Origin of the sequence: Streptomyces sp. ME19-01-6, from assembly GCF_033793745.1 — a bacterium.
Taxonomy (GTDB): Bacteria; Actinomycetota; Actinomycetes; order Streptomycetales; family Streptomycetaceae; genus Streptomyces.
Genome location: NZ_JARAXF010000041.1, coordinates 1 through 13,729 on the forward strand (window position 1 = coordinate 1; position 13,729 = coordinate 13,729).

At 68.3% G+C, this 13,729-nt stretch carries 20 protein-coding genes; 10 read left to right on the top strand and 10 right to left on the bottom strand.

What is annotated here, in order from left to right; genetic code table 11:
* Positions 1-100: 100 nt before the first annotated feature.
* The 3 genes from PV419_RS46315 to PV419_RS46325 form a co-directional block, all read right to left on the bottom strand.
* Entirely contained in the window at positions 101-367 is a 267-nt protein-coding gene (locus PV419_RS46315) for a hypothetical protein (protein ID WP_319699492.1), read from the bottom strand.
* A gap of 41 nt (positions 368-408) precedes the next feature.
* Positions 409-675, bottom strand: coding sequence for a hypothetical protein (locus PV419_RS46320; protein WP_319699494.1), 267 nt, complete (start codon positions 673-675; stop codon positions 409-411).
* 133 nt (positions 676-808) lie between these two features.
* Complete coding sequence (locus PV419_RS46325; RefSeq protein WP_319699495.1) at positions 809-1,099, bottom strand: hypothetical protein; 291 nt, start codon at positions 1,097-1,099, stop codon at positions 809-811.
* A 250-nt stretch (positions 1,100-1,349) separates the two neighbouring features.
* On the opposite strand from PV419_RS46325, the gene PV419_RS46330 reads away from it, so the two are divergent.
* Positions 1,350-1,490, top strand: coding sequence for an HGGxSTG domain-containing protein (locus tag PV419_RS46330; protein WP_319699497.1), 141 nt, complete (start codon positions 1,350-1,352; stop codon positions 1,488-1,490).
* Positions 1,491-1,609: 119 nt separating this feature from the next.
* On the opposite strand, the gene PV419_RS46335 is transcribed toward PV419_RS46330, so the two are convergent.
* From PV419_RS46335 to PV419_RS46365, 7 genes are all read right to left on the bottom strand, one after another.
* Positions 1,610-2,149, bottom strand: a complete 540-nt coding sequence (locus PV419_RS46335; RefSeq protein WP_319699499.1) for a bifunctional DNA primase/polymerase — start codon at positions 2,147-2,149, stop codon at positions 1,610-1,612.
* Between the two features lie 5 nt (positions 2,150-2,154).
* Positions 2,155-2,703, bottom strand: coding sequence for a hypothetical protein (locus PV419_RS46340; protein WP_319699501.1), 549 nt, complete (start codon positions 2,701-2,703; stop codon positions 2,155-2,157).
* A 697-nt stretch (positions 2,704-3,400) separates the two neighbouring features.
* Positions 3,401-3,640 carry a hypothetical protein gene (locus PV419_RS46345; protein ID WP_319699502.1) on the bottom strand — a complete coding sequence of 80 codons (240 nt, stop codon included), beginning with the start codon at positions 3,638-3,640 and terminating at the stop codon, positions 3,401-3,403.
* A 29-nt stretch (positions 3,641-3,669) separates the two neighbouring features.
* On the bottom strand, positions 3,670-5,016 hold the full coding sequence (dnaB, locus tag PV419_RS46350; RefSeq protein WP_319699503.1) for a replicative DNA helicase: 1,347 nt from the start codon (positions 5,014-5,016) through the stop codon (positions 3,670-3,672).
* A complete protein-coding gene (locus PV419_RS46355; RefSeq protein ID WP_319699505.1) occupies positions 5,013-6,077 on the bottom strand; it encodes a hypothetical protein in 1,065 nt (354 codons plus the stop codon). Before PV419_RS46355 ends, dnaB begins: the two co-directional genes overlap by 4 nt.
* 262 nt (positions 6,078-6,339) lie before the next feature.
* Entirely contained in the window at positions 6,340-6,618 is a 279-nt protein-coding gene (locus tag PV419_RS46360; RefSeq protein WP_319699506.1) for a hypothetical protein, read from the bottom strand.
* A gap of 202 nt (positions 6,619-6,820) precedes the next feature.
* On the bottom strand, positions 6,821-7,633 hold the full coding sequence (locus tag PV419_RS46365; protein ID WP_319699507.1) for a GntR family transcriptional regulator: 813 nt from the start codon (positions 7,631-7,633) through the stop codon (positions 6,821-6,823).
* A gap of 194 nt (positions 7,634-7,827) precedes the next feature.
* Here PV419_RS46365 and PV419_RS46370 point away from each other — a divergent pair, with 194 nt between their 5' ends.
* The 9 genes from PV419_RS46370 to PV419_RS46410 all read left to right on the top strand — a co-directional run bounded on the left by PV419_RS46370 (position 7,828) and on the right by PV419_RS46410 (position 13,709).
* Positions 7,828-8,316, top strand: coding sequence for a hypothetical protein (locus PV419_RS46370; RefSeq protein WP_319699509.1), 489 nt, complete (start codon positions 7,828-7,830; stop codon positions 8,314-8,316).
* Positions 8,316-8,447 carry a hypothetical protein gene (locus PV419_RS46375; protein WP_319699511.1) on the top strand — a complete coding sequence of 44 codons (132 nt, stop codon included), beginning with the start codon at positions 8,316-8,318 and terminating at the stop codon, positions 8,445-8,447. Before PV419_RS46370 ends, PV419_RS46375 begins: the two co-directional genes overlap by 1 nt.
* Positions 8,444-8,842: a hypothetical protein gene (locus tag PV419_RS46380; RefSeq protein WP_319699513.1), complete on the top strand. Its 399-nt coding sequence runs from the start codon at positions 8,444-8,446 to the stop codon at positions 8,840-8,842. The genes PV419_RS46375 and PV419_RS46380 overlap by 4 nt, the downstream gene beginning before the upstream one ends.
* A 17-nt stretch (positions 8,843-8,859) precedes the next feature.
* Complete coding sequence (locus PV419_RS46385; protein ID WP_319699515.1) at positions 8,860-9,057, top strand: hypothetical protein; 198 nt, start codon at positions 8,860-8,862, stop codon at positions 9,055-9,057.
* A gap of 82 nt (positions 9,058-9,139) precedes the next feature.
* A complete protein-coding gene (locus PV419_RS46390) occupies positions 9,140-9,445 on the top strand; it encodes a hypothetical protein (RefSeq protein WP_319699517.1) in 306 nt (101 codons plus the stop codon).
* Between the two features lie 97 nt (positions 9,446-9,542).
* Positions 9,543-9,836 (top strand): hypothetical protein, encoded by a 294-nt coding sequence (locus PV419_RS46395; protein ID WP_319699519.1) that lies wholly within the window; start codon positions 9,543-9,545, stop codon positions 9,834-9,836.
* Positions 9,837-9,927: 91 nt separating this feature from the next.
* A complete protein-coding gene (locus tag PV419_RS46400) occupies positions 9,928-10,095 on the top strand; it encodes a hypothetical protein (RefSeq protein ID WP_319699520.1) in 168 nt (55 codons plus the stop codon).
* Positions 10,096-10,135: 40 nt separating this feature from the next.
* Positions 10,136-11,326, top strand: a complete 1,191-nt coding sequence (locus PV419_RS46405) for a hypothetical protein (RefSeq protein WP_319699522.1) — start codon at positions 10,136-10,138, stop codon at positions 11,324-11,326.
* Between the two features lie 400 nt (positions 11,327-11,726).
* A complete protein-coding gene (locus PV419_RS46410; RefSeq protein ID WP_319699524.1) occupies positions 11,727-13,709 on the top strand; it encodes a hypothetical protein in 1,983 nt (660 codons plus the stop codon).
* Positions 13,710-13,729 lie beyond the last annotated feature (20 nt).

The following is a 13,729-nucleotide window of genomic DNA, read 5'->3' on the forward strand; positions in this document are numbered from 1 at the left end:
CTTCCTCGGTCACGGCGAGTTCTCCTTGCGAAAGCGGGTCTGATCGAGTGCCCCGCGCCGGATTCGAACCGGCTGCGTCCGCCTGACGGGGCTGGGTGGTTCAGCGGATGATGCCGGTGCGGGCGGCGTAGAGCGCCTCACGGTGGGTGTCCATGGCCTCTTCGCGGGTGTTGTCGCGCACGTTCTGCTTGTCGATGACCCAGTCGTCAAGGTGCTTGCCGGAGTGGCGCTTGTCCTCGCGGTCATCGAAGATCACCGTGTCGTAGTAGCGGAAGCCGAGCTTGACGGTTGACACGGTCAGGTTCCTGGCGTCGGGGTCCCTGCGGTCCCCCTTGACCTTGGTCTGACGGACGATTTGGGGCTTCACGGCGTTCTCCTCTGCGGATCGGTGCGGCGGATGGGTGTGGGTCAGCGGGTGAACTCGTAAACGCCGCCCATGTCGCGGCGGTCCTCGTCGGAGGCGCAGATCTGCAAGACGACTCGGACGGGGCGGCCGGCGCGGTCGGTGGTGTCGTAGTCCTGGAGGGTGTCGCCGAGCTGTCGGCATACGGCGAGGTCCCGCTCGGCGTCCTGGTGGCTCATGACGCTCCAGGCCCGCTGTTGCTCGATGTCGTAGAGGGTGACGGTGTCGCGGGTGAGGGAGCCGGGGCGGGTCTGCGTCAGCGGTGCCTGCATGACGGGGCTCCTCTGTGGGTTGGTGGTGCGGGGCGCCGGGCCAGAATTCAGGGGCAGGGCCAGGCCGGGGCGTCGAGTTACCAGCGTCGTGGAGTCCGACGGGGTCATTGCCCCGGCCCAGCGGCCGTTGCGGTCAGGCGTCGAGCTCGAGGGCCGTGGTGACCGTGTGCGGCTCGAGGCTGAGCCAGTCGCAGCCGCCCTCCAGACGAACGGCGCCGTCTTCGTCTTCGCGGATGTCGTCGATACCGAAGGACCGGTGGATTCGCTGGGCCGCGGTGACGAACGCGCCGCGGGCGAGCTCGCGGTCGAGGAAGACGCCGAGGATTTCGCCGCCTTCGTGCATCTCGCCGCTCATGAGGATCCACACGACGGGGCCGATGGGCTGCTGCGTGCCGTGCTGGGCGGCGATCTGGATGTCGGCCACGGGGCCCTCCTTGGTCGGCGGTAGGGCTCCACCATACCGCATTATTCGCTACGTACGCAACGACTAAATGGAGGGGGGCATGCGGGCGCCCGCCCGGCCTCCCGGACGCAGGCAGGCGTAACCGGTCGTCCAACGCCCAGAACCAGCCGCACCCCCACCAACCCGCCCCACCCCGCCACGCCGCCCGGTGACGATGAAGCCAGCGGCCCGACCACACCCCGGCCGGGCCAACCACCGGAGGGGAGACACGATGGGCAAGCAGGTCAAGTGCGGCGCCCTGACGAAGAAGGGCACCCACTGCACGAAGCCGGCCATGGTCGGCTACTCCCGCTGCCAACTGCATCGCGGGGACTGGAGCAAGCCTCAGAAGAAGCAGACGAAGAAGCGCTGACGCACGTGCGCCCCCGCCGGGGAGGTTGATGGCGGGGGCGCGGTGAGGGAGTGGAGACCAGTCTCCAAGCCGGGACGCTACCCGGCCTCCGGCCGGGCCGGGGGCTACGCGGCCCGGGTTCACCGAGACGAGCGACTCCAGGAGACCGAGAGCCGGGAGGCGATCCAGTCCGGCAAGGGCTGTACGGGCGCGTCGTGATCAATGACGTACGAGACGCCGCCGACGACGGAGCCGGGCCCGATCAGGTAGCCACCGCTACGCCGGCCGGGACCGCGGACGTCGATCCCGGGCCCGAGGGCGGTTCGCCCGCCGGAGAAGCTGCCGATTGTGCAGCCGACCGGCGCCGCGAAGTACAGGTGCCGGCCCCCGCTCGGAGTCGCCACGGTGAACGTCTCGGGCCACGGCTCACCGAGTCGGGCGGCCAGCTCGGCGAGCACAGCCGGGCCGTCCGCCCCATCGACGTCCAGGTCCAGGCCGACGACGCGGGAGGCCCGGCAGGAGACGCCGATGTTGTCGCCGTCGCGCCAGAGTTCCCGGACGCGCTCAGGGTTGGTCAGGCACTGCGCACGCCATGGCCCGGCGGGCCGTCGGCCGCCGGGCGGGAGGGGGAACAAGGCCAGGCCGCGGGTGGCGAGGTCGGCGGCTGCGGCGGTCGTCACGAGCTTCAGCCCGAGGTGGGGAAGGGGGCGGAGTTGGACCCCCACCCGCCGTGGGAGGGCAGTTCGACCAGTTCGGGACCGGGGACCGGTGCCGGCTCATGCTCCTGGTCCTCGTCGAAGTCCTCGTAGCAGGTGCACTCTTCGTACGGGTTCCCACTCCCGCCAGCGCCGCACTCCGGGCAGTACACACCGTCGTCGTAGTCGCCGTACACGCCGGTCGCTGCATCCATCTCCGCCTGGTACTCGTCGTGCCGCCAGCCAGAGCACTGATCGTTGTAGCAGCCGCACCCGGGGCACTCGGGGCAGACCATTCCGACCAGCCAGTCGCACTTCTCGCAAAGGATCTGGTTGCGCGGGTCGTTCTTCTGCTGGGTCAGGTAGTCGACGGCCTCGCGGTACGTGTTGATATCGACGTACGTCTCCAGATACTCAACCAGCATCTCCCGCTCATCCGGGTTCGGGTGGTCGAGAAGCGCGACGGCGTCGGCGTGCTTGACGCCCAGATGGTTCTTGAAGGAGGCGAGGGCCTTTTTCCGCGCGTGGTTCTTCGGCATCTCAAGCTCTCGTTTCTGCGGCTGTGGTGATCCCAGACTCACCGGCCGCCAAGAGCGAGACCAGCGAGGGTGATGCGATGTGGAGGGCGGCTCGGCGCGGAGCACCTTCGGTGTTGCTCGCCTGGTCTGGGCCAGACGAACCGGGCCTCGAGCCGGGCCCACGGCCATAACGGCCGCAGCTCCGACTGTAGCGCACCCGACCCGCCAGCCTCGGGGCGACACGGCTGCGCCCCAGCTGGCATAGCGGGGGCGCGGGGTCAGGTGGTCGGTCGATCTGGACCGCGGCGGGAGCTGCGGCCACCATCGGGCGGCAGTAACCGTTGGCCGAAGGTGAGGAACGCAACTGCGTACTCAGGTCCGCTGTTAGTGACCATGGCCGCTATGACGGCCGCGGTTCCGAGGGCCAAGTCGATGTACTCGATGTCCTCAAATCCGCCATTGCAAGGGCTGAGATCAGCCATGATGGTGCTCCTCTCGGGCGAAGGTGACGCGCCAGCGGGGATGCTGAGCGCTGTCCGCCTGCGCGCCTAGGAGCGCTGGTTGGCGTAGGGCCCTGGACGACGTTCACAGCGTCGTCCAGGCGCCCTTGAGGCTACCGCATTATTCGCTACGTACGCAACGAATGAATGGTGCGGCTTGAGTCACCCTCACGCCCGCAACCTCAGATGCAGCGGCCTACCCCGTGCTCACCCGCTCCTCAGACCAGGTCGGCCGCATCCCCGCACTGGCGGCCGACCACCGGCTCGGCGATGGCCGTGAACGGCGTCAGAGGCGGCCGGACCCACTCTGTACGCGCGGCGCGGGCGTGCTGGTCGCAGGCGTACACCTGGACCTTCAGGGCGCCGTAGGCGAGGCCGCCGTCGATCTGGCTGCGGCCCTCGATCAGCGTGGTCGCGGGCTCGGTGCAGGCGCCGATCCGGCGCACGGTAGCGGTCATGGGGGTCTCCTTCGTGGTCAGCGAACTGATCAAGTCTGCGCCATGTCGACGAAGCGGGAGTAGTGGCCCTGGAAGGCAACCGTGATCGTGGCGGTCGGACCGTTGCGGTGCTTGGCCACGATCAGGTCGGCTTCTCCCGCCCGCGGGGATTCTTTCTCGTACGCGTCTTCGCGGTGCAGCAGGATGACCATGTCGGCGTCCTGCTCGATGGAGCCGCTCTCGCGCAGGTCGGAGACCATCGGCTTCTTGTCGGTGCGCTGCTCCGGCCCACGGTTGAGCTGTGACAGGGCGACCACAGGCACTTCCAGTTCCTTGGCCAACCTCTTGAGGCTCCGGGAGATCTCCGACACCTCCTCCTGGCGAGAAGGGGCCCTGCGACCTCCCTGGTGCATGAGCTGGAGGTAGTCCACCACGATCAGGCTTAAGTCCTGCTTCTCCTTCAGCTTGCGAGCCTTGGCGCGGATGGTCACCAGATCCAGGTCAGGCGAGTCGTCCAGCGTGAGGGGGGCGCCCATCAGTTCGGCGGTAACCCTGTTGACCTTCTCCATCACCGGTTCGGGAAGCGAAGCGGAGTTGATGCCGTGTAGTGGCGCCCGCGCCTCGGCGGACAGGATGCGCCGGACCAACTCCTGCTGGCCCATCTCGAGACTGAAGAACACGGCGGGAAGCCTGTGCTTAAGAGCGCAGGCCCGGACGAAGTCGATGCCAAGGGTGGACTTGCCCATGGCGGGCCGGCCAGCTACCACGATCATTTGCCCGGGTTGGAAGCCCTGGGTGAGGCTGTCGAGATCGCTGAACCCAGTGGCCAGGCCGGTGAGCCTGCCCTCGTTCTTGGCCCGCTCGTCGTACTCGTCATGGAACACGGCCAGGGCCTCATCGAACGAGGGTCGCCGTTCGGTGCCGCTCTCCGCGGTAGCGGATAGGGCAAGCTGCACTTCGCTGGCGATCTCATGGACTGTCCCCTGCCCGCTCATGGCGCGATTCGCGGCCTCAAGCGTCGACCTGATCAGCGCACGCCGCTCGTGGTGCTCGTGAACGATGTATGCGTGGTAGTCGGCGCTGCCGACGCTGTGCAGCCCCTCGGCCAGATCGTGGACTGCACCCGCGCCACCGGCCCGAGCAAGGTTGCCCTGGACCGTCAGATGTGCGGTGACGGTGATGGGGTCGGCGGGCTCGCCCTTGCCGTTCAGATACAGGATGGCGTTCCACACCAGCTCGTGAGCCGGGACGTAGAAGTGATGGCCGCGCAGCGGCGTTTCGATGACCTCTGCGATGGCGCCCCGAGAGTGCAGCATGGCCGCCAGGACGGCTTTCTCCGCCGCGGTGTCGTGCGGAGCGTTGGCCGGGACGGTGGTGTTCTGCTCGGGGATAGTCACGGGCGGTCTCCAGCGGCACGTCGGGCGGCAGCGAGGGCAACGGGGTTACAGGCGGGGCACTGCTCAAGCTGGTAGTCGGCGGTGTAGCGCATGCGGGTGTTCGGCCCGTCGCACTCCTTGCACCAGGGCACGGCGCCGGAAGGGTCCTTGCGCTGAGTGGGGACGGTGGAACGCTCACAGTGCTTGGCGAGGTCAGTCCAGCCGCGAGCGGCGATCTCCCGAGCCCGGTCAGCTAGCCACCAGACGGGCATGCCAGCGGCGACCAGTTCGATGGCCTGTTCGGTCAGCTGGCGGCGGGTGCCGTTTATGACCGGCCGGCCGATGGCGTCGGCGTAGGCGTCGAGGACGGCGCGGACGTCCACTTCGGGGGGTTCGTCCTTGGATGCTTCTTCTCTCTCTCCGTCCGGCTCCGCTGCGGAGTCTGAGAGAGAAGAAGTCTTACTCCTATAAAGAGCACCCCCCTGACCGGGGGTCGGTCGACCGGGGGCCACTGAAGGGGGGGTCGGTCGAGGCCCCGAATTTTCGGGGTTCTGCCCCTCGAACCCCTCGCCTGAAGCGGCGTTTTCGCAGGTCGGACCGACACCCCCTTTTGGATGGGTCGGTCGCGCGGGCTTCGGCGGGGCTGTGGTCTGCTTCCTCGGGTCAAGGTGGGTCGGCTCGACGCGGACGGCCTTGACGTTCCCGGCGTCCGTGATGTCGGCGAGCATGTCCGCGACGTCCTCGCGGGTGAACGGGATGGAGTCGACGGTGAAGGTCGTGTACCAGGACCCGCCGCGCTTTACGACTTTCTTGCCGTCCCCGTCGATCACCATCTCGGAGGCGGCTCGCTGGATCTTGAACTTGACGACGTTGGCTCGTTCGACGAGCGTGCGCATGGCCTTGCTGAGCGCCTTCTCACCCTCGTCGTACTCCTCCGTCAGGCTCTCGACCGTCACGTCTTCGCCGTCCTTGGCGCGGATCAGCGTGGTCAGCAGGCCAACGGACAGGATCGACGGCAGACTGTCGATTGCGTTGTTGTCGACCGCAGCAAACCGGGGCGGCCTTGAGACGCGCTTCCTCACCAGGCCCTCCCGCGCGCTGCGGTAGTCCTGATGCCGTCCGCCGTGGTGGTGATCACAGCGGGTCGTGCGGGGGTGCAGTGTCGGGCACGCCCTTGTGCCGGTACGCTCACGTCTGAAGCGCCTTCCTCGAGGTGGGCCTTCTGGGCAGCGAGGGTCGGCCTCGCTGGACTTCGCGATCGGCCGGATTGGGTCTGACCACCCGCCGGCCTTTCGTGTTTCACGGGACTACCACGGGGGCCGTCCCTGAGGCGCGATAACCGCCTCACGGCGCGCCTCCTGCCTTGTTGGGCTGCTGGTAGACGGTGCGGAAGAAGTCAAGGAATGGCTCGGTGGCCATCAGGACGGCCTTCCCGGCCTTGCCGTATGGGAATGGCTTGTCGGGGCCGAACGGCCAGGCTTCGTTGTGGTCGGCGATGTACCGGATGCCTTCGCGGGTGATGCTGTCGACGATGCCGAGCTGGATGAGCAGCTCGGCGCCGGAGGTGAAGGTCACCGCCGGGGGCAGACGGGTCTCCTTGGTGTGGTCCGGGTTGCTGCTCATTTGACCGCCCACGCGGACGGACCACTTGGCATACCGCCAAGTAGAAGAAGTAGGCTCATGGAGACGGCCTTCCTGATGAGGGTTGGTGCGTCGGTGCTGGCGCTGCTGCGAAGCGCCGGTACAGAGCGGCCGGCGGGGTCGGTAGCCCCTCCGGCCGTTCGCACGTCCAGACTGGATGCCAGGACGCGAGAACGATCAGGTCTTACCCCCTCTCCTTCCTCGGCCACTTGGCCGACTCATCACGAATCAGGTCGGCGACCAACTCGACACGGTCACCCGGGATGACCCTGATCGTCACCTCGATGGGCTGATTGTCTCGCCCCGAGCGGCCCACCAGGATCAGCTCCATGACCGGCATGGACGTCGGAATCTCCAGCAGCTTCGCCTCTTCTGGCGACGGCATGCGAACCCTGGTGACTTCCTGCCAAGAGATCGGCCCGTGGCCCGCCTCCTCCAGCCGGTCGAGGTAGCCGCCCTGGCCCGTCGACTTCTCCGCCACGCGAGGCGCATCAGCGACAGCCCGCGGCGACAGCCACGTGTCGACGATCTGGAACGGCGGTTCACCCTCGGGCGACATCACGCGTCGGCGTCGAAGGACCTCCGCCCCCTGGTCCACCCCGAAGCGCTCGGCGACGACCGCAGGGGCGGCCTCGAACGAAGCACGTGGTGTCCCGTGTGTCTGCCAGGGCTCGTCTGCGTAGCTGGCTGCCGGGAAGACGTACATGCCCGCGGTGCTGCGGGTGACGATCTGGCTTCGCTTGATGCGCCTGCGCTCCGTGCGGGTCAAGACGAAGGTCCCCTTCCGGCCTGCCGTTCTGACCAGCCCCTCAGCTGCCAGGTGTGCGATCGCGCTGCGGACCGTCTGCCTGGCTACGCCGTACTGCTCCATCAGCTGGGTGATGGGCGGCAGGATCCCAGGGGTCCCGTCCAGCTCCGGGGGGAACTCACCCCCTTCGATGCGCTCCCGGACGAGCTGGGCTAGCTCGCGGGAGTTCGGTGCGGTGCCGTTCGGCATCCGTGTCCTCCTGTCTGTGTGGCTCCATTATTACTTTTGGGCTAGCTGCTTGACAAGTAGGTCTGCCCCAAACCATGATTGAGTCTAGTCAATCACGTTGGTCCGAGCACGACGAACGGCCCCCGATGTCGCCACACCGGAGGCCGCTTCATGGACCAATCACCGACCTGGGCTAACAGGAAGGAGCGATCCGCATGAAGGATCGCACACGGACACGGTCTGTGACCACCGGAGACAGGCCCCGACTCGCCGCCATCGCTCATCCACTTCTCCGGCCGACACCGGATGCCGACCCGATCCAGCCGGATGAGTTTCTGCGCCGGGCTCGCCTGGCGGACGCTGCGAAGCGGGCCGACGCCCCGGCCGGCGCCCCGGCCCGCATGTCGCCGCGCGAGCAGACGATCGCCCTCTGCGACAAGCTCACCGCTTTCGCCGCCGCCGGGCTTCAGCACGTCGACCCCGGCCTTCTCGCCCCCGTGGCCGCCATCTCTCTGCACGACCCCGAGACCGGCGACTTCATCGGAGGCGTGCAGCTCCCCGAGGAGCTGGCCGACACGCTGTACCTGGCCCTGGAAGCGCTGCGCCGGGCGCAGGAGGACGCCGAGCCGGCCGAGCACTCCCGTACCGCTGACAGTGTCCCGGCCCGGCCGGCCCTGCGCGCCCTTCCGGGGGGTGCTGCGTGATGACGGACGAGGAGTTCTACAACGAGCAGATGCTGGCGAACATGCAGTCCGCCATGGAGGCGGAGAAGCTCGCCGAGGAAGCCCGCCAGCAGGCCGAGGAGATTCGGCAGCAGAGCCAGGGGCAGTCGTGATCACCGCCCGGCCCGGCGCCCAGACCCCCGCGGTCCCGCCGCTCGACGACGAGACCGACGCTCTGCTCGACAGCCTGCTGGGCTTCCACCCGGGCATTGACCTGATGGTTTCCGGAATGCGGCTGCTTCTCACGGGCGAGCTGACGTCCGACCAGACGCAGACGGTGGCGTCAGCGGTCGCGGGTGACCACTACGAGCAGGTTGACGTCCTCGGCGCCATCAGGGCCGTCATGCTCCGCCTCCTCGACCCGGCGACGAACCCCGGATTGCGGGGCCTGACCGCCGAAGTTCAGCAGCAGGTTCAGCAGCTCGCGTTGCAGTGGGCCAGCGCCCACGACGACCAGTTCCCCCGCCGGCTTGTAGCCGAGACCGCAGCCGTCATCGACGGCGTCTGACCTGGAAGGACTGTCCGATGAATTTGATCGCCGCCCGCAGCATCGCCCTCGCTGACGCCGTCGAGGCCGTCAACCGGCTCCACAGCAGCGTCCTCGACACCGGCTCCGGCAGCCCCGAGACCGACGAGGCGGCCGGCAAGGCCACCGAGGCTGTTGCGCAGGCCGCGGACTTCGGCATCACCACCACCGACATCGGCCTCGCCTCCCGCACCTGACCACCCCTCGGGCGGGGTCCGCGTCGAGCCACGGCGCCGGCCCCGCCACCCCCGGCCAACCACGCCACGAGAAAGGAACCCCATGCGGAAGTCCACCATCGTCGAGAGCGGCATCGTCATCGCCAGCGGCGCCATCGCCGCCCACCTCGGCTACCAGCTCGCCGACCACAACGTCCCCACCGCCGCCATCGTCGCCACCATCGCCTTCACCCTCACCGGCGGCCTCGCCTTCGCATCCGACATCGCCAAGAGCGTGCGCACCACCCTCTACACCTGCCCGGCCAAGGGCTGCACCGTCTCCATCCGCGCCGCCGGCACCACCGAAGACGAACTGAACCGGCTCCGCGTCCTGGCGACCGACCACAGCAAGCACGGCTCCACCACCTGACCAACCGGCCCGGCCCCGCCCGGGACCCACCAGACCCCCGCTGGTGGGCGCCGAGCAAGGCCAGACCACCCCACCGCCCCGACCAAGGAGAAACCAGATGACCACCACCTTCGAGCAGATCATCGAGGACTACGCCAAGCCCCTCGCCGTCGTCGCCGACAAAGACGAGTCGCCCGCCACCGAGATCGGCGAGTTCATCGACCAGCTGCACGCCGCCAGTGCGGCACTCGACCTCGTCCACATGGACACCGACGACGTGGACGCCGCCGCCACCCACCTCGACGCGGCGCGCACCAGCAGCGGCAGCGAGCAGCAGGTGTTCCTGAACCAGGCCAACCAGCACCTCCGCACCGCCGAGGACCTGCTCGACGAGTACGCCCTGATGGTCTGACGCGCTGTCCGATCCGCCGGTCCCGTACCGGCGGTGAGGAGAACCGTCAGCACCCCACCCAACCGCCCGCACCGCACCCGAGGAACCCACCATGACCCCGCAGCACACCGGAGCCACCCCCACCGACCTCACCACCTGGGACAGCGCCGACCTCGAAACCCAGCAGGTGTTCGCCGCCACCGGCCAGCAGGACGCCGCCACCCCCGGCACACCCATCCCGCCCAGCAACCCGCCCGACGGCCACCAGCTCGCCGCCTGACCCCCTCACCGCACCACCGACCCAGGAAGGAAAACCGCCCATGCTCCCCCAGGTGCAGCACGCGGTCGAGCAGACGCCCGTGGAAGCATGGGCCGCCCTGCTCGCCCTGGCCACCCTCGTCTTCGGCTACTGGATCGCCTCCACCCGCAGTCGCCCCGACCGCCGAAAGCCCCGTGGCAAGACCTCACGCCGCCGCGTCATCGGCTTCCTCGGCATGAGCCTCGTCGTCGTCGCTGGCTTCGCCCTCTCCACCAACACCTCCTCCCGCTTCGCCGAGAAGCGCCTCCACATGGAGTCGCCGCTCCACGTCACCGTCGGCCTCGTCCTCGAAGCCATCGTCCTCGGCCTGTCCGTGTACTCCTGGGCCTTCAACGACAAAGGCGCCGCCCGCACCGCCTATCTCCTGGTCTTCGCCCAGGCCGTCGGCGCCATCGAAGTCGTCCGCCAAGAACACGAAGACGCCGGCACCGCGCTGGTCCGCATCGTCGGCCCCGTGATGCTCGCCTACGGCCTACACAAGCTCCTCGGACTCGAAGCGAAACTCGGAAAGATCGAGATCAAGTCCGACGGGATGCTCGCCCGCGCCTGGCGCGACCAGAAGAACCGGCTCGAAAGCCGCCTCGGAATCGGTTCCCGCGGCGCGGACGCCGAAGCGATTTCCCGCAGCAACGCCGCCGACAAGTTCGTGAACCTCAATTCGGTCGGAAAGCCCAAGCGCATGACTGAGCACATGTACAAGCGCGCTCTGGTAAAGGCAGGCCGCGCCGCGCTGCACGGCCTCGAAGGGCTGGAGCGGCAGATGGCGGAAGCGAATCTTGTCGACCGGATCGCCTACGAGAAGGGCATGCAGATGGGGGGCAAGCACTTCGAGGCGGCCCTGATGCGAGGGGTGCGGTCGAACACCGGACCCACCTATCTGGACGCGGCTGTTCCGGATGGCATCAGCCTGCTGACCAGCGCGGCTCCCGAAGCCGCGCCCTCCAGCCGAGCCGAAGACACGGACGAGCCGCACAGCGACAAGCCGCAGCCGCGTTCGAACCCCGCAGCAACCGACGCCGAGCGCAAGGCCCGCGCCTTCCGCGTCTACGCAGACCTCGGACAGCCCTCCCAGCGCGCTTTCATCAAACTGTGGCGCGAGCGCGGATACGGCGAATCCGACCAGACCCTCCGAGAGCTCTACAACGAAATGCACGCGGCCTTCGAGAACGCCCGGAAGGGAAATACCGACTGATGAACGGTCAGGGAAAGAAAGCCGAGGCTCCGCCGAAGTTCACCGCTTGGGTGGCTGAGACCTACGGAGCCCTGGCTCACATTCAGAACTTGCGGCACACGCCGCCGACCACACCCCGACAACTGACAAACAGCGAGCCCATGGAAAGGAAGTGCAGGAGGTGAGCGCAGAGACGATTACCCCGGTCGGGTTCGATCTTTCACCGACGCCCTCAGACGCTACGCTGAGTGACAACGACGGCGGCGGGGCGGGGCGGGGCGGGGCCGTGAACGGCTCACAGGGCCCCCTCGTGGTCGTTCAGCCGCCCCGATCGCCTTCCCCGCCCCGCCCCGCCCCGGGCCGTTCTCAGGGCAACAGTGACAATTCGTTGCGAAACGGATACGCCGCGATCTCACACAGCGTGAGCGGCGAGACGGCTGCGATCGGCCTCGGATTCCTCGCCGCAGGACCCGTCGGCGCGATCATCGGCGGGGCCGTCGCACCGGTCGCTCTCGCCGCGATGATGTGGCGCAGCCGACAAGCCGAGCACGACGAGAACAGCAACGGGAACGCCCCCGGAAACGGCGCATCGGACCGTTCCGGATCGGGCTCGGGACGAGGGTCCGGCAGGACCAATGGGGCCGGAAACCGGGGCCGGAACAATGGCGCCGGAGGTACGGGCGGCGGACGGCACAAGGCCCCGAAGAACGGCACCGGGAACGGCTCCGGCGGCGGGACCAACCGCAAGCCGAAGACGAAAGACCCGATCCTCGACAAGCTCTCGAAGGGCCTTAACGACCTGAAGTCGAAGGGCGGCGGCTCGAAGGGCCCGAAGAACAAGACGCCGAAAGACTCGAAGACCGGCGGCGACAAGGCCGGCAAGGGGCCGAAGGGATCGACCGACAAGGGATCGAAGGACGGCAAGGCCCCGAAGAGCGTCGGCGACGCGAACGGCGACAAGACCCCGAAGGACAGCAACGCCGCGAAGGGCCTAAAGGACAGGCTGAAGCTGAAGGACCGGGGCAAGCAGCCGAGCAGCGAACGACCGTGGCGCGCCCGCGGCGACAAGCCGAAGAAGGACCAGAAGAACAAAAGCAGCGACGACACCTCGTCGAGCACCGCCCGTGACGGCCTCGACCCGAAGAACCCGAAGGGCGACGGCGGGGCCGAGGACCAGATCGTCGACGCGGAGATCGTCGACCAGGGTCTGCCCCCGAAGCCCGACCACGACCCCAGCGAGGTCATCGACGCTGAGGTCATCGACGAGGACCGAATCGCCCTCGTCCGAGAGAAGCGCGAGAAGGCTGCCCGCCGCGCGGCGATCAGGGTCGGGAAGAGGGCTGCGGCCGACGCCGCCCGGGACGGCACCCTCGGCGACCCGCACACGGTGAAGCACGAGCGCATCCGCGCCGAGAACCAGTGGATCGACCGCGAGCTGCACCGCGAAGCTCAACTGCTCGCCCTCGTGGCGGGGACCGAACAGCGAAGGAGCGCCCCAGTGACCTACCCCGTAGCCACGACACAGCCGACGGGCACCCGCACGGCCGGCGTCGCGGTCGCCCGGCAGATCGACGTGCGCGGCTCGTCCGCGTACCGGCTGCTCGTCGCCATGGCGGAACAGCTCGCGAACGGCCTGCACAACGACGATGACGCCGACATGGCGGATCACGTCGTCGAGCTCGTCGGCATCCCCGCCATGTGCCGGAACCTGTCGACCGCCGTCCGTGAGGCTGCCGCCGCCCTTCAGAAGACGGCGCCGCTTCACCCCTCGGTCATCAAGCACCTGAACAACGCCGCCGTGGCAGCCCTGACCGCCGCACGGATGGCGGACACGATCATCGTCGTGTTCGTGCAGGCGCACCGTGAGGACATCTATCGCGTCCTCCAGCCCCGCGTTGGCGAGGAACGGTGGAACATCCGCAACGCCGAAGGCACCCTCGACGGCGCGAAACTGCGGGCCGCGATCCTGTCCGCCGGACAGCAGCGCCTCGCCCTCCCCGCCGGAAGCTCGCCGACCGGCGCGACGAACAGGGGCTCGGGCAAGCTCGTGCCGGCCTCGCACGGCAGCACAAAGAAGCTGATCAACCTGATGAAGGGCTTCGACCGCGGCCACATGGTCGTGTGCCTGTCCGAGGTCGCCGGATCGGCCGGCGGCGTCGAGGTCGTCGCCGACTCGGTGACGCGCCTGTACCGGCGGATGGCGAAGTCGTGGCCGACCGAGGACGTTGTCGACGACACCGTTCGCGCGACCGCCTCGAAGGTGAAGACCGTCGCGGCCGAGCTACGGAAAGCCGTCAAGGCGGCACAGCGTGCGCACGCGCGCGAGCTGAAGCTGAACGCGAAGCCCAGGAAGGGCGCGAAGTCGGAGTCCAAGTGGGACGTCGTCCGAGGCCGTCGGGGCTAGGACCGAAGGGAGATGAAGAC

Excerpts from the sequence above, each read along its gene's own strand:
- PV419_RS46320 (WP_319699494.1), bottom strand. The coding sequence starts at position 675 with ATGCAGGCACCGCTGACGCAGACCCGCCCCGGCTCCCTCACCCGCGAC.
- PV419_RS46330 (WP_319699497.1), top strand. The coding sequence starts at position 1,350 with ATGGGCAAGCAGGTCAAGTGCGGCGCCCTGACGAAGAAGGGCACCCAC.
- PV419_RS46340 (WP_319699501.1), bottom strand. The coding sequence starts at position 2,703 with ATGCCGAAGAACCACGCGCGGAAAAAGGCCCTCGCCTCCTTCAAGAAC.
- PV419_RS46345 (WP_319699502.1), bottom strand. The coding sequence starts at position 3,640 with ATGACCGCTACCGTGCGCCGGATCGGCGCCTGCACCGAGCCCGCGACC.
- PV419_RS46360 (WP_319699506.1), bottom strand. The coding sequence starts at position 6,618 with ATGAGCAGCAACCCGGACCACACCAAGGAGACCCGTCTGCCCCCGGCG.
- PV419_RS46365 (WP_319699507.1), bottom strand. The coding sequence starts at position 7,633 with ATGCCGAACGGCACCGCACCGAACTCCCGCGAGCTAGCCCAGCTCGTC.
- PV419_RS46370 (WP_319699509.1), top strand. The coding sequence starts at position 7,828 with ATGAAGGATCGCACACGGACACGGTCTGTGACCACCGGAGACAGGCCC.
- PV419_RS46375 (WP_319699511.1), top strand. The coding sequence starts at position 8,316 with ATGACGGACGAGGAGTTCTACAACGAGCAGATGCTGGCGAACATGCAG.
- PV419_RS46385 (WP_319699515.1), top strand. The coding sequence starts at position 8,860 with ATGAATTTGATCGCCGCCCGCAGCATCGCCCTCGCTGACGCCGTCGAG.
- PV419_RS46390 (WP_319699517.1), top strand. The coding sequence starts at position 9,140 with ATGCGGAAGTCCACCATCGTCGAGAGCGGCATCGTCATCGCCAGCGGC.
- PV419_RS46395 (WP_319699519.1), top strand. The coding sequence starts at position 9,543 with ATGACCACCACCTTCGAGCAGATCATCGAGGACTACGCCAAGCCCCTC.
- PV419_RS46400 (WP_319699520.1), top strand. The coding sequence starts at position 9,928 with ATGACCCCGCAGCACACCGGAGCCACCCCCACCGACCTCACCACCTGG.
- PV419_RS46405 (WP_319699522.1), top strand. The coding sequence starts at position 10,136 with ATGCTCCCCCAGGTGCAGCACGCGGTCGAGCAGACGCCCGTGGAAGCA.